The sequence below is a fragment of the Deltaproteobacteria bacterium genome, from assembly GCA_026388545.1.
In the GTDB taxonomy this organism is placed as follows: Bacteria; Desulfobacterota; Syntrophia; order Syntrophales; family UBA2185; genus JAPLJS01.
In genome coordinates, this window is sequence record JAPLJS010000047.1 from 1 (window position 1) to 25,222 (window position 25,222).

21 protein-coding genes are annotated in these 25,222 nt (G+C 43.4%); 4 read left to right on the forward strand and 17 right to left on the reverse strand.

The features are described from left to right. Window positions 1-443 precede the first annotated feature (443 nt). A complete protein-coding gene (locus tag NTW12_05310) occupies window positions 444-1,031 on the forward strand; it encodes a hypothetical protein (protein ID MCX5845763.1) in 588 nt (195 codons plus the stop codon). A 2-nt stretch (window positions 1,032-1,033) separates the two neighbouring features. Next, window positions 1,034-1,354, forward strand: coding sequence for a hypothetical protein (locus tag NTW12_05315; GenBank protein ID MCX5845764.1), 321 nt, complete (start codon window positions 1,034-1,036; stop codon window positions 1,352-1,354). Window positions 1,355-1,500: 146 nt separating this feature from the next. On the opposite strand, the gene mutL is transcribed toward NTW12_05315, so the two are convergent. From mutL to NTW12_05365, 10 genes are all read right to left on the reverse strand, one after another. Further along, window positions 1,501-3,318 carry a DNA mismatch repair endonuclease MutL gene (mutL, locus tag NTW12_05320; protein ID MCX5845765.1) on the reverse strand — a complete coding sequence of 606 codons (1,818 nt, stop codon included), beginning with the start codon at window positions 3,316-3,318 and terminating at the stop codon, window positions 1,501-1,503. Between the two features lie 220 nt (window positions 3,319-3,538). Continuing rightward, on the reverse strand, window positions 3,539-4,426 hold the full coding sequence (locus NTW12_05325; GenBank protein MCX5845766.1) for a hypothetical protein: 888 nt from the start codon (window positions 4,424-4,426) through the stop codon (window positions 3,539-3,541). 144 nt (window positions 4,427-4,570) lie between these two features. Continuing rightward, window positions 4,571-7,333: a DUF799 family lipoprotein gene (locus NTW12_05330; GenBank protein MCX5845767.1), complete on the reverse strand. Its 2,763-nt coding sequence runs from the start codon at window positions 7,331-7,333 to the stop codon at window positions 4,571-4,573. 157 nt (window positions 7,334-7,490) lie between these two features. After that, complete coding sequence (locus tag NTW12_05335) at window positions 7,491-7,835, reverse strand: hypothetical protein (protein ID MCX5845768.1); 345 nt, start codon at window positions 7,833-7,835, stop codon at window positions 7,491-7,493. A gap of 95 nt (window positions 7,836-7,930) precedes the next feature. Further along, window positions 7,931-10,219 carry a hypothetical protein gene (locus NTW12_05340; GenBank protein MCX5845769.1) on the reverse strand — a complete coding sequence of 763 codons (2,289 nt, stop codon included), beginning with the start codon at window positions 10,217-10,219 and terminating at the stop codon, window positions 7,931-7,933. A gap of 51 nt (window positions 10,220-10,270) precedes the next feature. Continuing rightward, complete coding sequence (locus tag NTW12_05345; GenBank protein MCX5845770.1) at window positions 10,271-12,259, reverse strand: hypothetical protein; 1,989 nt, start codon at window positions 12,257-12,259, stop codon at window positions 10,271-10,273. A gap of 36 nt (window positions 12,260-12,295) precedes the next feature. Next, window positions 12,296-13,414 (reverse strand): flagellar assembly protein T N-terminal domain-containing protein, encoded by a 1,119-nt coding sequence (locus NTW12_05350; GenBank protein MCX5845771.1) that lies wholly within the window; start codon window positions 13,412-13,414, stop codon window positions 12,296-12,298. A gap of 366 nt (window positions 13,415-13,780) precedes the next feature. Further along, the gene (locus NTW12_05355) at window positions 13,781-14,227 is read right to left on the reverse strand and encodes a sugar nucleotide-binding protein (GenBank protein MCX5845772.1); all 447 of its coding nucleotides are present in this window, start codon (window positions 14,225-14,227) and stop codon (window positions 13,781-13,783) included. Window positions 14,228-14,441: 214 nt separating this feature from the next. Further along, complete coding sequence (truA, locus tag NTW12_05360; protein MCX5845773.1) at window positions 14,442-15,179, reverse strand: tRNA pseudouridine(38-40) synthase TruA; 738 nt, start codon at window positions 15,177-15,179, stop codon at window positions 14,442-14,444. 90 nt (window positions 15,180-15,269) lie between these two features. Further along, the gene (locus NTW12_05365; GenBank protein ID MCX5845774.1) at window positions 15,270-16,463 is read right to left on the reverse strand and encodes a phosphoglycerate kinase; all 1,194 of its coding nucleotides are present in this window, start codon (window positions 16,461-16,463) and stop codon (window positions 15,270-15,272) included. A gap of 432 nt (window positions 16,464-16,895) precedes the next feature. On the opposite strand from NTW12_05365, the gene NTW12_05370 reads away from it, so the two are divergent. Together NTW12_05370 and NTW12_05375 are read left to right on the forward strand one after the other, a co-directional pair. Then, window positions 16,896-17,999: a polysaccharide deacetylase family protein gene (locus tag NTW12_05370; GenBank protein ID MCX5845775.1), complete on the forward strand. Its 1,104-nt coding sequence runs from the start codon at window positions 16,896-16,898 to the stop codon at window positions 17,997-17,999. A gap of 131 nt (window positions 18,000-18,130) precedes the next feature. Beyond that, on the forward strand, window positions 18,131-18,922 hold the full coding sequence (locus tag NTW12_05375) for a hypothetical protein (protein ID MCX5845776.1): 792 nt from the start codon (window positions 18,131-18,133) through the stop codon (window positions 18,920-18,922). 78 nt (window positions 18,923-19,000) lie between these two features. Here NTW12_05375 and NTW12_05380 read toward each other — a convergent pair whose 3' ends face one another. The 7 genes from NTW12_05380 to NTW12_05410 all read right to left on the reverse strand — a co-directional run bounded on the left by NTW12_05380 (window position 19,001) and on the right by NTW12_05410 (window position 25,185). Continuing rightward, entirely contained in the window at window positions 19,001-20,626 is a 1,626-nt protein-coding gene (locus NTW12_05380; GenBank protein MCX5845777.1) for a HAMP domain-containing protein, read from the reverse strand. 6 nt (window positions 20,627-20,632) lie between these two features. Beyond that, entirely contained in the window at window positions 20,633-20,773 is a 141-nt protein-coding gene (locus NTW12_05385) for a hypothetical protein (GenBank protein ID MCX5845778.1), read from the reverse strand. A gap of 14 nt (window positions 20,774-20,787) precedes the next feature. Continuing rightward, window positions 20,788-22,230: a glutamate--tRNA ligase gene (gene gltX, locus NTW12_05390; protein ID MCX5845779.1), complete on the reverse strand. Its 1,443-nt coding sequence runs from the start codon at window positions 22,228-22,230 to the stop codon at window positions 20,788-20,790. Further along, entirely contained in the window at window positions 22,227-22,709 is a 483-nt protein-coding gene (gene ispF / locus NTW12_05395; protein MCX5845780.1) for a 2-C-methyl-D-erythritol 2,4-cyclodiphosphate synthase, read from the reverse strand. The genes gltX and ispF overlap by 4 nt, the downstream gene beginning before the upstream one ends. A 95-nt stretch (window positions 22,710-22,804) precedes the next feature. Further along, complete coding sequence (gene ispD / locus NTW12_05400; GenBank protein MCX5845781.1) at window positions 22,805-23,503, reverse strand: 2-C-methyl-D-erythritol 4-phosphate cytidylyltransferase; 699 nt, start codon at window positions 23,501-23,503, stop codon at window positions 22,805-22,807. A gap of 61 nt (window positions 23,504-23,564) precedes the next feature. Further along, on the reverse strand, window positions 23,565-24,593 hold the full coding sequence (locus NTW12_05405) for a PIN domain-containing protein (protein ID MCX5845782.1): 1,029 nt from the start codon (window positions 24,591-24,593) through the stop codon (window positions 23,565-23,567). 106 nt (window positions 24,594-24,699) lie between these two features. Then, window positions 24,700-25,185 carry a CarD family transcriptional regulator gene (locus NTW12_05410; protein MCX5845783.1) on the reverse strand — a complete coding sequence of 162 codons (486 nt, stop codon included), beginning with the start codon at window positions 25,183-25,185 and terminating at the stop codon, window positions 24,700-24,702. Between the last annotated feature and the right edge of the window lie 37 nt (window positions 25,186-25,222).

Genomic DNA, 25,222 nt, shown 5'->3' on the forward strand with positions numbered 1-25,222 from the left:
CCTTGCCTTTTCCTTAACGCTCACCACAATGGCTCTTTACCACTGCAGCTTAAGGTGGTTTGAAGCCAGTTCCTGCAAACCGACTCCGAGGGACCTACCCTCATCTTCCATGCACCTTCGTGGCGCACTTACGTATAGGTAGGTGTAATTTCGTCAAGGCTCAATTCAACAGATTATCAACTCAAAAGTACGCATGAACCGGATGAACCTGTTTTTCTTGACTTTCGATTTGCTTTATCACAGAATCCGCAGATAAAAATGTCATCAATCAATTCCCTTACCGAACAGCAACTATCGGATGTTAATGAGGCACAGGCGTGCGGTAGCAAAAAACAATTAACGATAGCAGAATAAACATCAAGATAAAAAATGGAAATCATTTCCTCAGTGTTAAAATATTACCAATTATGAGATATATAAGAAAAATTTTAAGGAGGCAGATTATGAAGTCGCAGTATAAGGGAGTAATCTCATTTATCGTAGGTGTAATTTTTCTGTGTGCCGGGATCGGCTTTTGTCAGGAGAGCAGCGAAGGCAAGGTAGGCATGACAGATTGGACGAAGATCATCGAATCGAAGGTGACCGACAAGGTGGGCGACAAGGGATTGGTTAACTACGAGGAAGGTTATATTGAAGCCGTAGGTACGGGCGCACCGCCTGAGCAATATTACGGAAAACCCCAGGCGCGCCCCATGGCTTTGAGGGCGGCCCAGGTCGACGCGTATAGAAATCTGTTGGAAACCGTTCAAGGAGTACAGATTGATTCTAAAACAACGGTAAAGGACTTTGTGGTGGAGAGTGATGTAATCAACGCCGCGGTTTCAGGCCTTGTCAAAGGTGCTGCTATGGTGAACAAGGCATACCTGTCTGACGGTACGGTGGAGGTGACGGTAAGAATGCCTCTCTCCGGTCTCGCCAAAGCGGTCATTCCCAAGGCCATTGCCGATGATAAGAAGACTGACACAAAAGAACATAAGCCGGTACCCTTCTCCAAAAAAAGGCGCCTGCTGATGAGGTATATACGGGATTAGTAGTGGACGCACGAGGCCTCCAGGGACGACCCGCCATATCCCCAAAGATTTTTGACGAGAACGGCGCCGAGGTCTATGGTACTCTGCTTGTAAAAAAGGAATACGCCATGCAGCAGGGAATCTGCGGTTACGCCCGCGATCTGACAGCATCCCAAAGTAACCCCAGAGTCACCAACAACCCATTGACCGTAAAGGCCATCACTGCGGAAGGTGCGAGTATGACGGAATTCAAGATCAGCAATGAAGACGCCAAGCAGATCAGGGCAGCGAAGGACAACTTGACCTTTTTGCAGAAATGCCGCGTCATGATCGTTTTAGACTGAGAAGATATTATCGATGATTGTTACCACTGATCCTAACTCCACCTTTCAACACTGAAAAAACATTATGGACAGTTGGTGAATCGGTGGTAACAGTCCGACGATAGCGATCAGGCGGGATTTACTGTCGTTTATACCAATTATATATATTATCTTTTAAACATCCTTTCCATGTCCCTGATGGTGAATGATATAAACACAGGTCTCCCATGGGGACAGGTGGAGGAAAACGTTGTGGCATCCAGATCCCTGCAAAGCATTGCCACCTCTGATTCCGAAAGTTTCTGATTCGCCTTAACCGCCCCTTTGCAGGCTAAAAGGGCAAACATTTTTTCCTTCCGCTCTTCCAACCCCAGAGATCGTTCCGTCTTCGAAAATTCCTCAAGGATCTCAAAAAACAATTCCTTGGGTTCACTATGAGACAGCATGGCAGGTACAGATTTCACAATAACCGTCTTTTCTCCAAAGGGTTCCACCTCTATGCCCGCATCTTCAAATATTTTTGCATATTCCATCAAGGTATCGTACTCACCGTGCGCAAGGCTCACAAGCTCCGACATCAGCAGCCGCTGGCTGATCACTTTTTCACCCGGCGCAGACGATCCCTTCTTAAGTTTATCAAACAAAATCCTTTCGTGAGCCGCATGCTGGTCAATGAGGGTCATGCCTGCGGGTGAAGAAAAAGCGAGGTACGTGCCGGCAATCTGTCCGATATATTCAAGGTCGGCAAAATTCAACCGTTCGCATGAAATCTCCTGTTCTCCGTGACTTTCTTCCGACAATCTGTGTAATTGTGTAACATCCTTCTCCTGATCTTTCCCGGTTAGGGGTTCGGGCATCACGGAGTCACGAACACCTTTGTTAAAAAACAGCTTCTCACTCCCTGATGATATCGTGTATCGCTTCAGCGCTTCTCGAACTCTTTCACTATATCCATCGGGCATCATCGGGCCCCTCTCTCCTGATGAAACGGGGGCAATATTGGCCAGGGCAGTAGCCAGAGTCTCAACGATACTATCATAAACTTCCTTCGGATTTCTGAAACGAACCTCCATTTTTGCGGGATGGACATTGACATCGACATCTTCGGGAGGAAAATCAACAAACATAATTACAGCGGGATATCTCTTTGCCTCGATCAAACGCCGATACGCTGTCATTACGGCATGGTTTAAAAGATAATCCCTGACAAATCGTTTGTTCACATAATAATACAATTGCTTCGCCCCGGATCGGCTGTACTCGGGTTTAGAGGCTAATCCCGTGAGCGTTATGCTCCCCTTAACGCCTTTAACCGATACCATATGGTCCATGAAATCCGTCCCCAAAACAAGAGAGACTCTCTCTGAAATATCCCTGGCCGCAGGTATATTCAAAATCTCCCTGCCGTGAGCAACGACTCTCATTCTGATTTCAGGACGGGAAAGGGCAATTCTTGTCATCACATCCATACAATATCCCTGCTCCGTCATCTCTTTTTTGAGGAACTTTTTACGTACGGGAACGGGATCAAAGATATGACTCACCAGGATAGAGGTTCCGACCGGACACCCCGTATCGGTAACAGTCTTGACTTGTCCTGCTTCTATAATCACTCTTGTGCCCGATAAAGCGGGCTGTTTCCTCGTAACCATCTCGACCCGGGAAACCGCGGCAATACTCGGAAGCGCCTCCCCTCGAAAGCCATACGATCTTACCTTATAAATATCATCAAACTGGTATATCTTACTTGTAGCAAAACGTTCAAAAGCACGCGGAACATCTATGCTCTCTATGCCTTCACCATTGTCGACAACCTTGATTGATCCACAGCCTCCTTTTTCAAGCTCAATGGTAACATCCGTAGCACCGGCATCGACGGCATTTTCCAGGAGTTCCTTGAGAATGGATGCGGGTCTCTCGACAACCTCTCCCGCTGCAATTTTACTGGATAGACTTTCAGGTAGAACAATAATTTTCCCGGCCACAATTAATCACCTATCATTAAAAAAATGAGTGTCTTCCCTCTTTGCTGTAAAAAGGATTCAAGGGGTCAAGGGTATGGTCTATTCACTTGAATCCTTGACCACTGGACCCCTTGACTCCGTGAGATGCCAGCAACTTTTTTAGCATATACACTATACGAAAAGACCGCAGTTACCAGGATGTGGCAACTGCGGTCAAATAGTGATCAATTATCGTATCAGATCAATCCAGAACCACCATAACCCGGCATTTTTTCAAAAAGATCAGGTTTTCTGAAGTACCTCTGATCTTTTCCGCATCGGCATTACTGATAACAATGTCGGACTTGCCGGGGCCTTCGGTTTTAATTCCCTTAACACTGACCGGATTGTTTGTCACCCTTGGATTACTCTGGGCTGCCGTAAGATCTCTCGCATAACCGCTCATGCCCTGTTGAACGGCATACTCACGATCCACATTCATGGATCCATAGACTTCCTTTCCATTTTCATCAAGAACCTTGGGGGACATGGCAGGTCGTGCTTGAAGACCTCGGGCATCAATTACCATTCCCGTGTAAACGACCCCTGCTGCCGGAACTGGTGCTGCCGGAGCTGCCGGTGGTATGACGGGAGGCGCCATCTCACGTCTCCTGTCGAGGGCCTTGGGTATAATGACTTGTGAAAAATTACCCGACAAGGGCATTCTGACCGTCACTTCCACAGTTCCATCAGACATGTACTCCTGATTTATTACCTGAGCACCTTTAACAAGGCCTTCGACCTGTGCATTAATGACATCACTCTCGACCGTAAAATCCTTGACGACCGTCGTGGAATCAACACGCACTCCTTTTGTTATCTCGAGTAAATTGCGATAGGCATCAATCTTGCCTGCTCTCAAAGCCATGGGACGGGCATTGGGTTTCCCTATATACCTCTCGGGAGGGGCGCCGATCCCCAGAGCTTCAATATAGCCTTCCGACCAGTTAATCTTCCCTTTATCACCCATCTTTTCGATGATCTGTGTCCATTCCGACCCGCTCACTTTTTCCTGACAAAAACCGACTCCCGAATAAAGGAGCACCATGCCGGCGATGATCCCTACTGCAACAATTATTTTCGACCTCATATTATCCTCCTTGCTAATGGTTTTGGAAATGCATCCAAAAAACTAAATAATCATCCTTGTTTCAAATTGATTGACGTACCTTTCATTTAAAAATACGAACGTAAAATAGCAGAATACCTCAAAGGTTTCAATGATGAAATCATGTCATTTTTTTTCAGCAAATGCTTTACCTTCCGGAGCCTGCAACCACGGTGTAACGTTGATGCTATCGTCGTTGGTCTTAAAAATATTCCTCTCGTCGGGTGCTGCCTTCCCCCACCAGTTGTTTGTAGCATCAACTCGTATGGTGGAGAAGGCCTGAATATCTACAATATCATTTTTTATGAAATTATTATAGTTGATCTTCGGTCTGGACATCCCTCTGACTATGATTCCACCCTCTCCAAAATTTTCTGTGATTGTGCAGTATGATATTTTGGGCGCCGCATCGTTTCGGCAAAACACACCCGTATGTGCATTTTTAGCAATGTGGCAATAGGAAATTTCCGGTGTGCCGTAATGGATGTCAAAGGCCGTATCGGCATATTTAACGACACAATATGCAAAGGCGCTATTTACCTTGGTGGATTTCGTAAATCGAACTGCATTGGTGTAAAACCCGGGAGATGGTGAAGTCCCAGAAGCCGTAAATATAATTGGAAGACCTTCCGTGCCTTTAGCCATGATGCCGCCATCTTCCGTAATCATGGATGTATTCTGGTCGTACTGGATTATCACTCCGGGTTCAATATACAGGGTCGCTCCACCATCAATGATAACATCCCTTGTAATGCGGTAAGGACTGTTAGAAAGGACAAGAAATGCATCCGACTTGATGGCCCCCCCACTCAGCACATGGGAAAGTATGGGAAGTTCAAGTGGCTTCCCATCGGGATAAGGGGCATTTAATACCGACTTGATGTTGACTTTCCCTTGTATTCCCGCAAGAATTTCAAGACCTTTGGAAGAACCCCACCAGTTGTTCAGGGCATTGACCGCCTCCCCTGTTATATTACTCACGATATCAAAGGGTTTGTTGTCATTGATATTGTTCTGTGTGATTGCGGCCTGACTGTTCTTTACGGTAATTCCCGGCCCCTGGTTATGTGTGATCCTGTTATAAAGTATTACCGGTGCAGATGACTGAATGAGAATGCCTTCCTTCGCGTTATTCTGGATATTGTTTTCCGTTAGTTTCGGCTGGGCTCCATCCGCAATTGAAACCGCGGCTTCTCTGTTTTTATGGATTGTATTTTTCACCACCCGTGGCTTTGAAAATGCACCTAAAATCATTATTGCAGTACCGTTTTCAAGGAGTTCACATGCCTCAACACGCGGTGAAGACGCCTGGCAAAGGATTCCCGTTACCGCATTCCTGATACGGCAGAACTTGACCAGATTTTCCTTTTCCTTAACACTATTAAAAATTAACCCTACCCAGGATTTTACACCTTCCGCGGCGTCAAGAACTACAATGTGCTCTTCATCCCCCTGGGCATTAAGACGTCCTTCAATCACAAGGGCGCCACCCTTTGACCGGATCTCCGTGCCCGGTTCAATGGTGAGAATGGCCTTATCTTTAACTACAACTGTATTTTCGATTATATAGGGACTGGCGCCCGCATACCAGGTAGTATCAGATTCAATGATCCCTGATACAGGTGTTGGCCCAGGCGCCACAGGCATCCCGGTTATTGCATCCGCTCTTTCACTTTCGTTACCGGCCCAGTCTATGGCAGTGACCTGATAGTAATACTTCTGTGTATTGACCAGTTTATCATCACGATACTCATTCAATTCCGTCTTCGCAATTTGCTGAAAACCGCTGAGCGGAGTGTTGCTGCGGTAGACCCGGTATCCTGCCAGATCTAAGGCTGATGATTTATCCCAGTTCAGAAGAACCACGGCGCTTCGTCCTACTGTTTTGACGGTTTTAATTTTTTCAGGCGGTATGGTATCGAGGGTTACCGTCCCCACGGCGTCAACCCACTCAGCCGTATTCCCGGCTTCGTCCCTGAGATAACCGGTAATCATTGCATTGGTGATATTGTCACCGGGGATGACCTTATAGACACCCAGATATCCTCCCGGTTCAACTTCCTGCATGTCTATATTCTTTTTGAACTCACCAATATTGAAGTATGCCTGCATCTTGGGCGCACCCTGAATGACCACTTTAATTTCATCACCTGCCTTTTTCGGCTGATTTTTCGTATCCTGGGTAAGCAGAGTGATTACAGGTGGCCGGAGGGCTTCGGCTATGGCCGGAACGGGGATTGTCTTGACCATGTCCCGGAACAGATCGTCACATGCCCTCAGGAGCTGAATATCTCTCACGTTCATGGCAGTGGCAACTATCGTCGCAATAAGTCCGATGGGATTTGTAGAAATACCACCCTCCTGGATACGGGTTACATGCTTGCCGCTCCAGAGAAAATTTCCCGTCTTTGTATCATACATCTTAATCTCAGCCCCCACCGAGACGGAAGAATAAACAACGGCAAATAACTTGTCAAAATCTGAAATACTGCCATAGATCACAGCGTCCACATCAAGTATCCTGCCCAATTCCTTTGGGGAAATCTTATTGATGGCTTCAGCATCGGTTAGCCCGGCCTTCCTTAAAATATTATCCACGCTATAGAGTTTCATGCTTTTATAGGGCAACGAACTGAAATGATTGTAAAATCCCCTGCGAACCTCATCGGATCCCAACTGGCTTTTCGCCTGATTAAAAAAAGGCAGAACCGCCACGGTATTTGGCTTGTGTTTATCCATGAAGGGATCAATGTTGTAAGTCCCTTTAAATAAGTCCCGGATTTGAGGAGTAATGGCGGTTCCTTTTGTGGCAATCACACAGCTTTGGATCATAAAAAGTAAAGGTAGCAATACAATGATTAATATGGATCTTTGCAATCCCTTTTTCATGAGAGGCCTCCCCAAATGGCGCTTTCTGTAATCAACGGCGACAACCCCAACGGGTCACTTTCACCACTTTTCTGACCAGAATTTAAAATCCTGCCCTCGCACAATCACCATGCGGGGCGGAGTGAACCATATCCGAATCTTGCTGATTCAGAAATAGTTAAGGTTTCTCACCTGGCGGCATTGAAGCTCCTTGAACAGTCTCAACCAGGAATTCTTGATGACTTTTTGGTGATATTTTTATGAATTTATAGGGTATCGCTATAGGTTCCCGTCCGGTGGCCAGTGTCCGATAGGTCAGGACCCATACAGCCCCCGTTGTCGTATCAACAAGATACGCCTTGTCATCACTGCCGGGAACCACCTGATATTTCATAATGTCAGCAGCAAAGGATGAAGTACAAAGAAAAAGAAACGCAATAACAAGAAAGATCAATTTCTGCCCACCAGTGATTGTATCTGACCTCGTTTTTTGCCATAAACCGGTAAATTGCCAAAAGGCCATTGTAAATACCTCCTCATCACATTCAAAAGGGCAGATGCCTTTTCCTCTGCAACATGGGCGGTTTCCCGCAGTGAAACAGTCTTTATGCATTCTGCCTATTTTCCGCTAATCGTTACCTCCTGGCTTGGTTCACTCTCAAGACCATCCTTGTCGACGGAAGTCACAGCATATGCCTTGCTCTTTCCCTTTACCAGACCAGTCTCACTGAAATTTGTTATTTTTACCGTATCAATCTTTTCAAGACCAAAAAAACGCTTCTCATACACAGTATAATGGGAAATATCACGTTCATTCCCCGCTTTCCAGGTAAGCTCAACCTTCCCTTGACGGACTTCAGCGGTTAATCCTTCAGGACTCTTAGGCTTGGGCTTTGTCTGAACAGTGATTGTATTTGAAAAATCACTGAGTAATTCATCTTTGTCCTCTGCCTGGATCCTATACCTGTATGCATACCCATCTTTCAATTCTTTATCTTTATAACTGGTCGTACCCTGAACCTTTGTGATCCGGGAAAAGTCTTCTTCGGAACCTGTAGCGCGATAGATATGATATACGGCGATATCTTTTTCAGGATTTGGAAGCCATGTAAGAGGCACTTCCTTAACCTTTAACTCATCTCCCTTCACTCCTGTGGGTTTTGTTGGTCGTGGCTTCGTCGTAGCGAAGGCTGTCTCGGACAGATCACTTTCCACATCCACCTTGTTGAAGGCTGTTATCGTGTAGTAATATGTATTATTATCATCGAGTTTTTCAAAACCCCCTCCGCCATGTGAAAAGCTATTTATCGTCCGGCCGTCAATCCGCTTCAGTAACGAATATTTACCCACCTTTTCCTTAGACCAGTAGAGATTATAGCCTTCGACTTCTTCATATGGACTTACCGTCCATGTCACTTCAACTTTTTTGACAAGCCCATTTTGTGCCTTCAATCCTTGTGGAGTTGGCGGCTTACCCTTTGTAACGGCCGACACCGCCACAGATAGTGACGTTTCTGTATCCGGGTTCTCAATAGCAGTTATCCGATAAAAATATCGGGTCTTATCTCCCAGCCCTTCTTTATCTGTATAATATAGTTTTTCCCCGCTCCCTGCGTCAGATGCATCAACCTTTTTTATTTTAGTAAAATTTCCACTTTCTAATGTACTCCGGAAAATATAATACCCCTTAATAAATAGTGAATCAATGGGACTCCAAGACAATTTAATCTCCCGTATCATATCCCCCTGTGCGAAAAGGGAACCGACAACGGGTATTGTGGTGCTTTTAATACAGGTAGAAAAATCACTCTCCAGGTTTTTCTCATTATAGGCAGTCACTTTATAATAATAGTCCTCCCCATCTGCAAGCCCCCTATCCACATAGGTTACCTTAAACAATTTATCAAGGGTTGTCGTGGAATCTACACCAATACCGATATCTTTACCCAAGATATCGGCAACCTCTTTAAACGGCCCCTGCGGTGTTTTAGCTCTATAGAGTTTATATCCCTTTAGTTTTAAAGGGTCTTCGCTGGTAATCGGGCCGGGCGACCAGGTCACTTCGATACTTTTTACATGACCCTCCGTTCTTAAAATAACGGGAGGATTAGGAGTCAATGCTGTTTCGGCAGGAATAATGGCTGAAAAATCACTCTGAATACCTTTGCTACTGAAAGCCCTTATTTTATAATAGTAGATGGTATTCCTGTCCAGGTCTTGATCAAGATGTTCCGGTCGATTTACCTGCGCAATTTTGACAAACGGTCCGGATTCAGCATTGCCGCGAAATATTTCATATCCGGATGCGCTCACCCCCGGCGGATCTTCCCAGCCTAGATAAACCCGCTTATTGCCCGATCGTTTTTGCACATTAACAGGACATGACGTTTCTTTCTTTTCCACATCCTTCTGTTTCAAGGCATAACTTGATATGGCCGTAGTGATCGAAGCACTAAGCTTCCTTATTTCACTCATAAGGCCGGCATCACCAAGGGATCTTGCCTGGGCATCAAGGATAACCCTTTTTTGCTCAACATTGATGACTTTACAATTAATTACAATTATCGATCCATTTTTCCGCACGTTACCGACAACGATTACAGTAAGGCCCAATCTTGAACCAATACTGACGACGTTCTCCAGATTATCATCCTGCTGAAGGTCATTGAGACTCAAAAAAGCCTCAAGCTCCTTACGATCAAGCAACGCAAAAGAAGGCTCAGAACTCAAGGTATTTATCAACATATTGGTGACCGTTGTATTGTAACCCGATGCCTCCAGATTTATTGTGCCGAAATTAAAAACGGATAACTTGACTTGAGGGGTTGCTTCAGTAAAAGCTACAGCGGGATAGACGAGTATCATCAGAAGAAATACACATAAATAATGGACGACCCTTTTCTCCATTTCTTCCCTCCAAATACAAGTTCCGGCTACATTCCGGAGTTTTCTTAAAACTTACCTGTTTTGTATCAATTTATCAATCCATTCCAATGAGTTCTGGGAAATCGGGGTAGAAATGCCCTTTGATTTCTCATCATAAATGGCATCCGTATATCTTTCAATGGCAAGCTCAGGATTGCGTCGTTTCAATCTTTGTTGCTCACCCTGATTGAAATATTCAACCTCAAGGCTCTGAAATTGTTTGAGTACGCTTCGTCCCACTTCAGAAATCTTTTCATTGGTTAATTCATCAAGGGCCTCTGATTCGGTTGGAAGTTCCAAGGGATCATGGGGTATATTGGCAGCCGGCACAGCATCCTGATACTTATCCTCCCTGATCATTCTCCCCGGTATAGTATTGGCATAAATGTTCTCCCCTGTTGCCGTATCCACGAGTTTATAGGATACTTCTATCAATGCGTTGATTTTGGCAGTTCCCTGTCGGTAAGAGATAAATTGATAGATTCTTTTCTTCACCGTCATGGGAGGCATAGACTTCCTATCCTCCTCGGATGGTCTAGGGTGCATCATTCGCCACAGCTGAAACTCCGGATTGGGCTCATCCTGCTCGTCAACGAGGACTTTCACCTGACTGGTGCTCGGGTGGTCGGTGAATTTGGAGGTGAATTGGAGAACATCACCCATGATAAACGTGTCAATTCCTCTCATTTTGGCCGTCTGAGCTGATTTTACATCGACAATACCGGTTTGCCCAAGCTGCATCTCCCTTAAGATAGACTGCAAGTTTTCACGTTCGATAATTCGAAGGTCACCACTGGCATTTCTATGAAGATACGTTATCAGCTTGTTGGCAACAATTTTCCCCGCATCTTTGTTATTGCTGGGGCTGCCGAAATCGAACACTGCAATGGATTTTCTGATTCGTTTGTTGATTTGATCCCTGAGTTCCAATACTTTCTGGAACAACTCCGGATACTGCGGGTTTAATGCTTCTACTTTCTGGTACCAGATCAATGCGTTACCCCACATTTCACGCTCACGATATTTATCAGCCCTATCCATCACCTTTGTAGAGAACTTGCTGATAAATTCCTTGTAACCGGCATCTCCCTGCACTGAGGGTTTGTAAGACTTTACAATTTCTGCCTTTTTTAAAGCCGTATAAAATTTTCCCTGATCCAAAAGCTTACCGGCGTCGTCAAAGTATAGTTGTCCGACCTTCGCCTTGAGATTATCCAGTTTTTTCAAGAGCGGCTGGTTTTCCGGCTGATATTCAGCTGCTTTTTCATACATGAAAATAGCCTTCCCCCAGTTTTTCGCCTGTTCCGCCTTTTCAGCCACGGTCACGAAGTAGCCCGCATTATCCTTGGACTTTGCATCCTGGTAGAGCTTTGCAACATCATAATAACCGGGATTAATATCCATAGCGGTCTTAAATGCCTGGGCCGCCATTTTCCAATCCTCCTGTTTACTCAACGTGAGACCCTGCTGATAAAACAACTTGGCGCCTTCCTGCTCGATTTTGGCAAGCTTCGCACCTGTATCCTCGTAATTGAGGAACATCTTGTTGACCTGTTTCAATTTCGCCAGTGCGGCCGTCCAGTCCTCTTTTTGCATATCCACATCGGCCTGGCTGTACAGCGATTTCACTGTTATATTAAGGTTATTGATCTTTTCCCTGAGACTATCATGGAAGGATTTGATATCTTTATTGTTAGGATCAAAATTATATGCAAGGCCACTCTCTTTTGAAATCTGCTCAAGAGCCGGCACATTCTGCTCCGGGGCTTTAGCCAATGCTGATTTGGCTTTTTCGTAGTGTATTTTGGCTGCCTTCTGCTTGGCTTCAAGCAGGGCATCTTTATACTCCTGTTTATCGGGGCTCTCCTTCAATGCAGTCTCAAAATAGCCAATTGCCTCCTCCCATCGATTTACGTTGCTCAATTCCTGACCGGTTTTGTAACTCTCACTTACCGCACAACCCGCCAGAAAAATCAGAATAAGCAAACCGATTAGAGACATCCGATATTTTTGTATCTTCATTACGGCCTCCCTCGCGTCATAATTTTAAAAATATAATCAATGCAGTACCTTAGCTTCAATCTTGTTTTGTGTTATTTCTAATATTTTTATTTTTCTGCCATTCATTGTGATTGCAGCGACATCATCGGCCAAGCTCTGCGTATTCCCCTTGATCTCAACATCCAATTCAACCTCCCCGTTAGTATGAGAATAAGACCGCTGATGCATTTGTCTAAATCCCTTTACTTCCGCGGCTAAAAGTTCTTTGAAACGTGACAGCTCTTTAAAAGTATTTAAACCTGAAACCTCCAGCTTGACTGTCGCTACATTTGTCAATTCCGATGACCACCGCTCCAGTATCTCTTCTTTCATTCCTTTAGCCAGATCTTTAGCTGCTTCTTCGGCAGTAACGTTTATGTCACCTTTGCGTGTCTTGCTATCCGTTGCAATAACTTCTCCCGTATCACCATTTATAACCTTTCCCGACACAGTAACTTCGTTGGAAGACACCTCTACATCGCCCATCTTAAAAGATTTTGTTATTATTTCCACTTTACCGAGAATAACGACCTCTGCTCCATAGCGGCGAGCGATATTCGAAACTTCTTTTCGATCATTGCTAAGAGCCTGGAAACGCCCTTGTCCCCTGTTTTTTTTGACAGAATCGGCATCTACAAGCTTAAATCCATGAGAGAGGAAATACTTGGCCATAGCTGCTTCCGCTATGGCATCTTTCCGGGCTTTCTCGCTGAATATCATCATCAAACGGGGCTTAGACTTCCTGGTCATGATAAGGTCTATCGCCGTCATGCGATCTTTCAATCTGCCGACAACGACATCGGCTTCAATTGTCACCTTGTAGTTATTCCCTGCTCTCCCCTCTGAAATTATTTTATAGGAATTGATAAATCCCTTGGATTCTGACAGTATCTGATCCATTTTTACCTGAAAATTCTCAACTTCTGAAAAGCTGGTTATCATGACGCCCACTTTCTCTTCCACAGCATTACGCTGAGCATTATCAATTGCTTTATCTCGGGCAATATCAATTGCATCCTCATGGATGGTAGCCATACCCACTACCCGGATTTTATCCTGGGCATAGGCATATGCCGTAAAGAGTGAAAATATAAGACTAAGACCAGCTACCGTAATAAATAAAACCAATTTTTTCATAGAATCACCCACCTACTTTATTACCTTCTTGATGATCAATGTGAGTCTACTATCCCTATAACAGAAAACCTCTAAAATTTGTATAACATTCTAATGTTTTTGAACCGCCACTCGGCAAAATGATTAACTAACTCAACTCTGCGGGCCTTTCATAACTTATTACAAGGATGTCAAATATGTTTCAAGAGTAAAAGATTTTTACGAATACAGAGATTCACCATTTAGTCCGATCTTTACCCATGTTACAGATAAGGTAATAAATTTATGAAAATATACTGAAATCACTTTAGGGTGTCAAGATTATTTCCGGTAACCATTAAAGTAATAATAACGGTTTATCGCAACTTCGACACACCATATAACATCCTAATACCCCATTTTGCCGATATAGTCATCCAGGGAAACTTGCCAATATCTCATGGTTTTTCCCGTAGTTTCAATGAATTTTCGACAGCCAAGGACACTGTAATGCGGGCGGCTCGCCGGCCTTGCCAGATCATCAGATTTTATAGGCTTCACGGTAACATCAGTGATACTGGCAGTTTTCAATATTTTCAGAGTGAATTCATACCAGTTGCAACTCCCCCTGTTTGTTATATGAAAGATCCCGGAATATTGACCTTCAATCAATAGTTGAACAGCACCCGCCAGATCCCACGTGAATGTTGGAGAACCGACCTGATCATCAACGACTTTGAGCGTTTTTTCCGTTTTTGCCTTTTCGATAATGGTATTAACAAAGTTTTTCCCGTTCCTCCCGTAAAGCCATGCCGATCGTATGAGGAGAAAATTGTCGGAATGACCGAAAAGCACTGTTCTCTCTTCGATTCACATCCATCAACATCGGTGTAAGCAGCCGCATTAATAACAACATCCGGATTGTCTTCTGAAATGACTTCCTCACAAGACGCTCGTGAGGCAATATCAAAATCTTCTATATCCTTACCATTTACTTCATGAAAGGGAATAAGCCGCAGTAAAAGATCACTGCCCAGCATACCTTTATACCCTAATATCAAAATCTTCATCAGTATCTCACTTCCTTTAAGAATAGTCCATGAGCAGGCGCCGTTATACCCGCTCGTCTTCTGTCCTTTGCTTCCATGATGCCCGTTAACTCTGTTACGGATATCTTCCTCTTCCCGACATCAACAAGTGTACCGACTATATTTCTTACCATATATTTCAAGAAACCATCGGCTTCTATACAAATTTTCATCATACCGCGGTGATTCATTTCTATATTAATGTTTTTCACAGTTCTTATATGACTCTTAATACCGCAATTAGCGGCACAGAAGGAAGAAAAATCAAACGTTCCTTTAAGAAGGAGAGCCGCTTCCTTCATCCTGCCAATATCGAGAGGTTCACGGATAAACCAGGCGTTGTGCCTGTACAAAACCGATCGAACCGGCCTGTTGTATATCTGATATAAATACACTTTACATTTCGCATTATACCGTGCATGAAAATCTTTATCTGTCTCGATCAGTTCTTTAACCACAACATCCAACGGCAGAAGACTATTTATCCCATTAAGGAGGTTTCTCACCTCTATATTCGAACTCGTCATGAAATTCGCTACCTGACTAATAGCATGAACACCGGCATCCGTTCTCCCTGAACCCATTACCCTGATGTCTTCCTGCGTTATAGTACTGATGCTTTCTTCAAGAACCTTCTGGATTGTAGCCATGTCACCCTGCCGTTGCCATCCATGATATCTTTTCCCATCATATTCCAGAATCATCTTTATATTTCGCATGTAACTTCTCTGCCCTATTTGCCCTTTTAATAATCATCTTTAAATAAAAAAGGGGGTTCACCTCCCCCCTTTTCTTATTCCGATTCATAATCAGCGTGGGCTGTCAGTACCATCAAGGGCCTCAATGGCAGGGAGTGATTTGCCTGCCAGAAGTTCAATGGAAGCTCCACCACCGGTTGATATATAGGTAATTCTATCGCTTTCACCGGTTTTATGAATTGCCACATCCGTATCGCCTCCCCCGACGATGGTAATTGCATAGGAATTTGCCACACTGTGTGCCAATGCCGAAGTCCCCCTGCTGAATGCATCAATTTCAAAAACTCCCATCGGGCCATTCCATAAAATGGTTTTGGCATTACTGAGCGCTTCGGTAAAAAGAGTAATGGTGGCAGGACCGATATCAAGCCCCTTCCACTTGGCATTGATTTCCTGCACGGGTACAATCTTGGTTTCCGCTTCGGCGCTCATATCTTCAGCGATGACACAATCAACGGGTAAATAAAATTTCACTCCCAGTTGCCTGGCTGTCTCCATGATCTCCTTCGCTATTGACAACAGTTCCTCTTCAAAAATGGATTTACCAATTTCATTCCCCAGAGCTTTCAGGAAGGTAAAAGCCATGCCTCCCCCAATAATCATTTTATCGACTTTTTTGATGAGGTGAAGCAGGGCTTCAAGTTTACCGGATACCTTCGACCCTCCAATAATAGCAACGAAAGGCCTCGCTGGATTTTCTACCGCCTTCTTCAAATAATTCAATTCCTGCTTTATCAGGAAACCAGCGCCATATTCCTTAATATACTTGATAATTCCCACGTTCGAAGCATGTTTTCTGTGAGCATTTCCAAACGCATCATCAATATAGACATCCCCCAGGCTCGCCAGTTCTTTTGCAAATTCGTCAGAATTCTTTTCCTCTTCAATATGAAACCTCAGGTTTTCGAGAAGCACAACGCATCCCGGAGGCATTCCTTCAACCAATTTTTTGACTTCATCGCCGATACAGTCACTCGCCAACACTACCTCTTTATTAATAAGTCGCGACAACCTTCTTGCCACCGGAGCGAGGCTGAACTCAGGTGCTGACTTCCCCTTGGGACGTCCCAGATGCGACATAAGGATCACTTTTGCTCCCTCATCGAGGGCATAATTAATCGTCGGAAGTGCTGCCCTTATGCGTATGTCATCAGTTATTATTAAGGAATTGTCCAAAGGAACATTGAAATCAAACCTGAACAAAACTCTTTTTCCCTTGAGATCGATCTCATCTATAAATTTCATAGATCCCCCTTTCGCTCATTATTAAAATTAGTTTGACATACCATGAAAACAATCGCAGTAATTATATCTTATGGACTCCTTCTGGTCAAGATAGAAATCTTAATGTTATCATTGCTTCAGACACTGAAACGCCACACTTTGCAGGCTGTGTCTTCACCCCTACGATAAAATATTTTCTTGATTTTTGAACTCATTGAGAATATTTTATCATACATAATTTCGATTATTATCGGTCGCAAAGCAGAAAAACTTTATAAGGCCAATGGTAACAAATCTCCCCGTACTATACATCCAAATTTTCCCAGGGGGCTGTTAACCTTCACAAATCGATCGGAGGCGTATCCCACAAGCCACGACATGGGGTCGGGGCGCTTTACTGAATGTATTTATTAATAATTATCGACTAGACGCTTCCTTACGAGGGAATGCAATTTGAAGGCATTTAGATTCACATCCGGATATCCATTACCAAATCGGGGCATCCGTCAAATTGCTGCAGGAACATTCACCGGGTTTAAAACATCCGACCATCCGATTTTTTCAATAATCAATCGCATTTTGCTTATCACATTTCTTCTTCTCATAAGCGGTTGTGCCGCCCCTTCAAAAGAAATGGTTAAAGAAACGGCCGTTCGGCCTGAAGTAAGCGACAGGGCAAGGATTTCAGAGGACTATGCCGTCGTTCTTGCGAATTCTTCCGACACCTATGAGTCGCTCGCAGAAAAGTACTATGGGGACAGACGGCTTGCTTACATTATAGCTGAATTTAATAAGAATAAAAGTATTGTCCCGGATCAGGATATAGTAATTCCCCTGAAACCGGCTAACCCTGGTGGGCTTTATCCAGGAAGATATCAAACGGTAACCGTTCTTTGTTACCACCAGTTCAGCAAGAAAAAAACCAGCACAAAAATAAGTATATCTGAAGAGATGTTTGACCAACAGATGGCGTATCTCAAACAGAACGGCTATAATGTAATCTCCCTCAACACTCTCTATAATTTCATTAACTACAAGAGGCGACCACCCAAAAATTCGGTCGTTATAACCATTGATGACGGGTGGAAAACTGCCATGACTATAGCTGCACCACTTCTCAAAAAGTACGGGTTTAAAGCCACGCTGTTCGTTTACACAGCTTTGATCAAAACAAAACCCAATAATGTGACTCTCTGCTGGGATGAAATTAAGGAAATGATCGATGAAGGAGTCATCGAGGTACAATCTCATACGGTCAGTCATGCCGACCTGACAAAAATAACGAAAGAGTCATTAGAGAGAGAATTGGAAGAATCTCAACGGGTCATTAAAGAGAATCTTGGTATTAATGCCACCAGCCTTGCGTACCCATATGGAAATTTTAACACCGAAGTTGTAGAAAAACTAAAAAAATTCGGCTACGAAAGCGGATTCACTGTGATTAAAGGCAGCAATCCATTTTTCACCAACAACTTCTCCCTGAACCGATCAATGATATTCAACAGTGATGACATAGACGACTTCACACAGTCGCTGCAGACTTTTAGACAAGAATAGGTATGATTTCATCGGGTAAAATAACACACACCATGCAGGGGTTTTTTCAGTATTTTTTCCTGCTCCTGTCATGTGCTGTTCTCCTCAATGGATGCGCCCCTGCATTCAAACATACCCTTCCTGAAGAGCATATGAAAAAATCATCCAGCCTCGAACAAACAGGAGACATCGCAACGGCCATCGAGGAGCTTAAAATTGCCCTTACTATTGACCCGGCAAACAGTTCCGCGAAAGAACAATTGAATAGGCTTTCCCCAATACGTGATCAGGAGGCGGAAAAGCATTATAAAGCCGGATTGTCATTAAAAGAGAGTGATTCTTCGGCTGCCATAAAAGAATTTCTCACTGCCCTTCGTATTAAACCGGATTACCCGATAGTTGTGAATGAACTAAAAAATCAAAACATTGCACTTGCAGAATCAAAGTTGCGATCACGTACAATCGTACGCAGAGACAGCGCCAGAGGAAGAGGCGAAGAAAGTAGAGAATATGAGGAAAGCGATTATCCTAACATCGCCATTTCATTTTATGAAAGCGGCGAGTATCAAGCTGCAATTGATGAGCTCTTAAAGGCGAAATCAAAAGATCCCAGGAACTCCGAGATAGCAAAATATCTTAACCTATCGTATTACAACCTGGGAGTTTTTTATTATAACAAAAAAGATTACATGAAAGCATTGAATATGTTTACAAAGGTGAAAAGGGGATTCGGAAATACTGAACCCTACGTAAGAAAAACCAGAACTATGTTGAAGAATATGGCAGACAATTTTTACAGAGCAGGGCTTAAATTCTTCAGGGAACAGAAGCTCCATGAGGCAATTGCGAAATGGAATACTGTTCTTGAGATCGACCCAAACCACCATAAAGCAAAAGAATATATACAGAGGTCAAAAAGATTGCTGGAGGCCCTCAAACAATAGCAAAACAGGTCACAAAAATCACTCTCATTAAGATCACAACTAACAATACAGCCATTTACGAAAATTCAATGTTCTGGTTTAGCAAACGTGCTGATTTATACCCTTCACCCTGTATATTTTGACAGGTGCACTTTTTCCTTTAACCATAACCGGATCGAGTTCTTCCACAATGACAAATTCACAAACCTTCTGATATACGGAATCACTGATAATAATTTCATCCGGCCCCGCTAAGCTTGTCAGACGGGAGGCGACATTTACCGTATCACCTATTACCGTATATTCCATTCTTTTTTTTGAGCCTATGTTCCCCACAATCAATTCTCCAACGTTTATGCCGATACCAACTTTCACCGGTTTTTTCCCCGAGCTTTCCAATTTAAGGTTTACTGTATTGAGCTCTTTCTGTAAGGCTACAGCGGCCATTACCGCCCTGGCTGGGTGATCCTCATGTTCTAAAAGCACTCCAAACACCGCCATAACTTCATCCCCAATAAACTTATCCACATGCCCGTCATACTGAAATATTATCTCAGTAGCCAGGGTAAAATAATTATTCAAAACGGCAATAACCTCTTCGGGAACCGTATTTTCCGAAAATGAAGTAAACCCCCTTATATCCGCAAACATCACTGTGGCTTCAAGCTTTTCTCCCTTTAACCATTTCTCATCCGGATGCTTAAGGATCATATCGACAACCTCAGGCGCCACATATTTACCGAACGCGTCCTGAATAATTTCTTTTTTCCTTAAACCCTCCGCCATATCGTTAAAAGAAGCCGTCAGATCACCAAGCTCATCATTACTCAAAAGGTCTATCTTGAAATTATAATTCCCATTTTTAATTTCTCTGGTCCCGTTCACAAGCATGTAAATGGGCTTTGAAAATTTTGTGCTGATGAAGAATGATATTCCGATACCGGCCGATATGATTAATAACGTCAGAGATATAACAAATAGTCGTGTCTCTGATATCTTTTTTTGTAGCGTTTCGAGGGAGATTCCCACGTGAATACCCCCCACCTTAACCTTATTGAATTCCACTGGCATATAAAAATCGAGTATTTCTTTCGTCTTGTCATAATATCTCTTTATTTCCAATTGATCGTCGCTCCGCAAAACCGTTGCACCATATATATAATCATACGGTTGATTGACTTTATTTATATCCGTATGTGCTCTGATAAGCTCCGTTTTACCAAGGATCATGGCATATTCGATATCCTCTATCTTGGATACTTCTTCCAACAAAATGTGAAGGTTTGCTTCATCATCCTCAAGAAGAGGAACAGAACTGTTATAAGCCAGATTGACGACTATAGCTTTACCAAGACGCACCGTCTGAGAAATAAATTCATCCCTTTGACTCCGGAAGTAGAAGAAGCTCAAGAAGGCCATAATTATTACTACCAAAAGAGTTATGAAAACAGACAATCGGACTTTTATGGGTATCCTCGTATTTTTCAATCTGTCAATGAACGATAGAGTTGATCTCTTTATCTCGGTCTGAGTACTATGGGTGAGTTTAAGGGAAAGGGCATTGAGGATATCGGTCGGAGAAGCTTTACCTTTGCCGATCAGTATCTTACCAAGGCGCTTTTTACTTATTTTTTGTTCATCCAGGGCATCCTGGAGATCGGCTTCCGTGATTACCCTGCGCTCAACGAGAATCTCTCCCAACAGATTTTTTTTATCTTCAGGCATAACCTTTCAAACCTCTTCATCCAGTTGCCGTTCGTACATAAGATATTCCTGATACTCTCTTACAACGGCATCATACGGTGATCCTGCACGGTACAAAATTATGCCAGCCCTCGCCACAAGAGGACTTACATAATATAAGAGATTCAAATGATTCCTCAGGCTTATGTTACTATGCTCTCAACCCTTTTGAGGATCGATTCTTTTCTTAGGATGGAAAATATCTTTTCGAGTTCCGGCCCCGAAGTCCTTCCGGTTAAAGCAGCCCGGATCGGCATAAAAATATCCTTCGCCTTTAAACCCGTCTTTCTCCGGACTATATCGATTAGATGAGAGTAGAAGTGTTCATGAGAAATGCTATTTTGATTCAGCACCTCGTGAAGGACTTTCAAAACAGTAGTAGCGGTATCCCCCCGAAGAATCGCTGTTGCTTCTTCCGAAATGTGGTATTTTTCATCAACAAAGATATCTAAGTATTCCCCGATATCGGCCAATGTCACAAGATTATCCCTGAGGGCCTCCACAACCTGATAAAGCCACCCACGATCAAGGAGACCAGGGTCATATCCAGCCTCTTCAATAAAGGGAATGAGCAATTCCGTCAGCTTATTAACGTCATAATTCCTGATATATATGGCGTTTAGCCATCTTAGCTTACTTTCATCAAAAATGGCGCCGCTTTTGCCTGCCCTATCAAGGGAAAATACATTGATGATCTCGTCTATGTCAGCAACTTCTTTCCCCTCCCCAAGGGAGCTACCGAGAAGCGATAAATAGTTTAAAAGCGCCTCAGGCAGGATACCTTTACTCCTGAATTCCCGAACGGAGACCGACCCATGACGTTTACTTAACTTTGCTCGGTCTTTACCCAGAATGAGTGAATGGTGTGCAAATACAGGAGGGGCAAAGCCAAGAGCCCGATAGAGAAGTTTCTGGGTGGCTGTGTTGGAAAGGTGGTCTTCTCCGCGGATAACATGGGTAATTCCCATGAGGTGATCATCGACGACCACGGCGAAATTATAGGAAGGAATACCATTGGAACGGACTATGATAAAATCACCAATCGCCTCACCGTCAAATTTCATTGATCCCCGAATCAGGTCGATAAATTCAATAGGTCCTGCATCCACTTTGAAACGAAAGGCCGGTTTCCTCCCTCCTTCTTCATGTTTTTTTCTTTCGTTTTCCGCCAGATACCTGCATTTTCCCATGTACCTCGGCATCCTTTTCATGGCAAGAAGGCTGATACGCTGTTCCTCCAATTCTTCTTCCGTACAATAACAGGGATAGACCCGGTCAGCTTTAATCAATTCTTTCAGGTATTTTTTGTAGATATGAAGCCTTTCAATCTGATGGTAAGGACCGAATTCGCCGCCTTTTTCCGGCCCTTCATTCCAGCCTATGGAGAGCCATTTCAGATCTTCTAAAAGGTTTTTTTCAAAAACAGAGGAAGTCCTTTCCTGATCCGTATCTTCTATCCGGAGGATAAAATCACCCCCATAGCGTTTGGCAAAGAGCCAGTTAAACAGGGCTGTCCGTGCATTACCGACATGGAGATCTCCCGTCGGCGACGGTGCAAATCTGACTCTCGGTCTAAGCGGCATCATCTGTTGCCCTTCTCGCTGATTGTAACCACCGCAAAGGCGGCAATACCTTCGTCACGTCCCAAAAACCCCATCCCTTCATTGGTCTTGGCTTTGACATTAACCCTGTCAACAGAAATATTTAATACATTCGCAACATTCAACGCCATCTCATGCGTATAACCCATCAATTTCGGCCTTTCCAGAATGACCGTAGAATCTATATTGTTTACTACAAATCCCTTTTCTCCTGCCAAGACACCAACCTGATGAAGCAGTTTCAGACTGGATATACCCGTATAAGTGGGATCTGTGTCGGGAAAATTCCTGCCAATATCGCCCCCTCCGATGGCGCCAATAATGGCATCGCAGACGGCATGGACAAGAGCATCTGCATCAGAGTGGCCCAAAAGCCCCTTTTCATGGGGTATCTCCATTCCTCCAAGGACTAATCTTCTTCCCTCAACAAGCCGGTGGCTATCATATCCAAAACCGATTCTCACTTTAGTCCTTTCTTTCGTTATGCGTCTGTCTATCGCATTACCGAGCACTATGAATTATATATATTAACTCCAAATAGTATGCACTCACCAATGGATTAGCCATCTGATTTAAGTCTTTTTACGAGTACCTCCGCCAGCATAATGTCGTCTTTTGTTGTAATCTTGATGTTATCATAGGAGCCGCAAATCATCTTCACAGTGATGCCTAGCCTCTCAACGAGTGAGGCGTCATCAGTCCCATAGTAATTATCCCTATATGCAGTTTCATAGGCCTTTTTTATAACATCCCGTTTAAATGCCTGAGGTGTTTGCGTCAGCCACAGACTGTCGCGGTTGAGAGTTTTTAAAATCTCCCCATGACCATCAACTGATTTCACAGTATCTTTGACCGGCACACCAACCGTCACGGCCGCCTGCTTTAATGCTTCAAGAATGGCGAAATGGACTAATCTTTCTGATATGAACGGCCTGACACCATCATGAATGACAACAATATCATGATCACTTCTCAAAATATCAATCCCATTTCTTACCGAATCCTGTCTTTCCCTTCCTCCTGCCACTATGCGGCTGACTTTCGAAATACCAAATTTCTCAACGATACATTCTCGAGCATACTTGATATCATCCCCCGGCACGATGAGAAATATTTCATCTATCTTTGGCGATCCCTGAAATACTCTCAGAGTATGCGCAAGCACAGGGATACCATCCAGTAAAAGATACTGTTTTGATAGATTTTCCTGCATTCGTTTCCCCGAACCGCCGGCAGGGATAATCGCAACCGCTTTCATCGACACATCCATAAATAAAAAAAGCCCGGCGCTTTTGAGCTCTCCGGGCTTCAGCATAGTTCTATTGTTTTACACTTAACCCGTAGGCTTTCTTCTCTGCAATCGCCTCCTTCAATTCCGAAAATATCATCCTGCCCGCTGTCGTTTGCAGTACGCTGGTTACAATAACATCGACATTTGATCCCTGGTACTTCTGTGCATTATCGACAATTATCATAGTTCCGTCATCAAGATACGCTACCCCCTGTCCGGGCTCTTTTCCATCTTTAATAATCTTCACCTTCATTATTTCACCGGGTAATACAACTGGCTTCAGGGCATTTGCAAGTTCATTGACATTTAAAATTTTTATGCCTTGCAATTCGGCAACTTTATTCAAGTTAAAATCATTTGTCACAATTTTACCATTCATTTTTTTTGCCATTGCCACGAGCTTCGCATCAACACCCTTAAGCTTCGGGAAATCCTGATCGACTACCTCAATATTAATACCGTTACTTCTTTGCATCCGGTTCAGGATATCGAGCCCCCTCCTGCCACGAGAACGTTTCATAGAATCGGAAGAGTCGGCAATGTACTGTAACTCATCTAAAACAAACCGGGGAACCACTAGGGTACCTTCGATAAAGCCGGTATCGCAAATATCTGCAATCCTGCCGTCAATAATAACGCTCGTATCAAGAATCCTATAATCAGAATTTTCTTTTGTCTGACTAAAGCTAAATAAACTAAACTCCTCAATTTTTTTTGATCCAAGAACAAGGCCAAGATATCCCATAATACCTGTCAGAAGGGCATATATCCATGGGGCAACCTGCTGCTTCTCCCACGTAACACCTACAAAATTGAGACCATAGGCCAGAAAAAAGGCAATGAAAAGACCGATGATCATACCCAATACACCACCAAATATAACTCTGAGTGATACCTTTCTTATGGCCTGTTCAGCTTGTATGACAGAAATCGCAATTAATAATCCTAAAAATAATCCTATCAGTGCTAGAGGAAATCCATAATACGTAAATGCAATGAAATAACCGCTCATTGAACATGCTGCCATGAGAAGAATTTTTACAATCAATAGTATCACCTCCTTTCTTATCCAATTATGTTGCTTTTATACCGACTCGCTTTCCGCAAAAATTTTATTTTAAAAAAGTATAACCGAAATTACACATTACGCTATTCCTTGAAGCTCATTGCACAGTTAATATCGTTTTAAGATCTTGTTCTACCTTTGTTTCTTCTGCGTGACTCGCAACTGATATTTCTTTAACTAATAAGCTCTTTGCCGTATCCATCATCTTCCTTTCACCGAAGGAGAGATTTTTATCAGACTTTAAAATAAAAAGATCTCGCAATACTCTCGCAATTTCAAATACTGATCCCGTCTTAATCTTATCCAGGTATTCTTTATATCGCTTGTTCCATGTCTGCTTATCGATAGTAACGTCCTTGTTTCGAAGGATCTCATACACTTTGGGAATTTCTTCTTCCGCGATGATCTCTCTGAGACCAACGGATTCCGCACTATCTGTGGGAATCATTATTTTCATATCATTGCTCATGATTTTCATAACGTAAAACAGCTGTTTACTCCCCATATATTCTCTGCTCTCAATTGCTTCGATAACTCCAACGCCTTGAGCCGGATAAACCGCTAAATCTCCTACCTTAAACATCTCCCTCACCCGCTAATTAATTTAAAACTATTCTTTG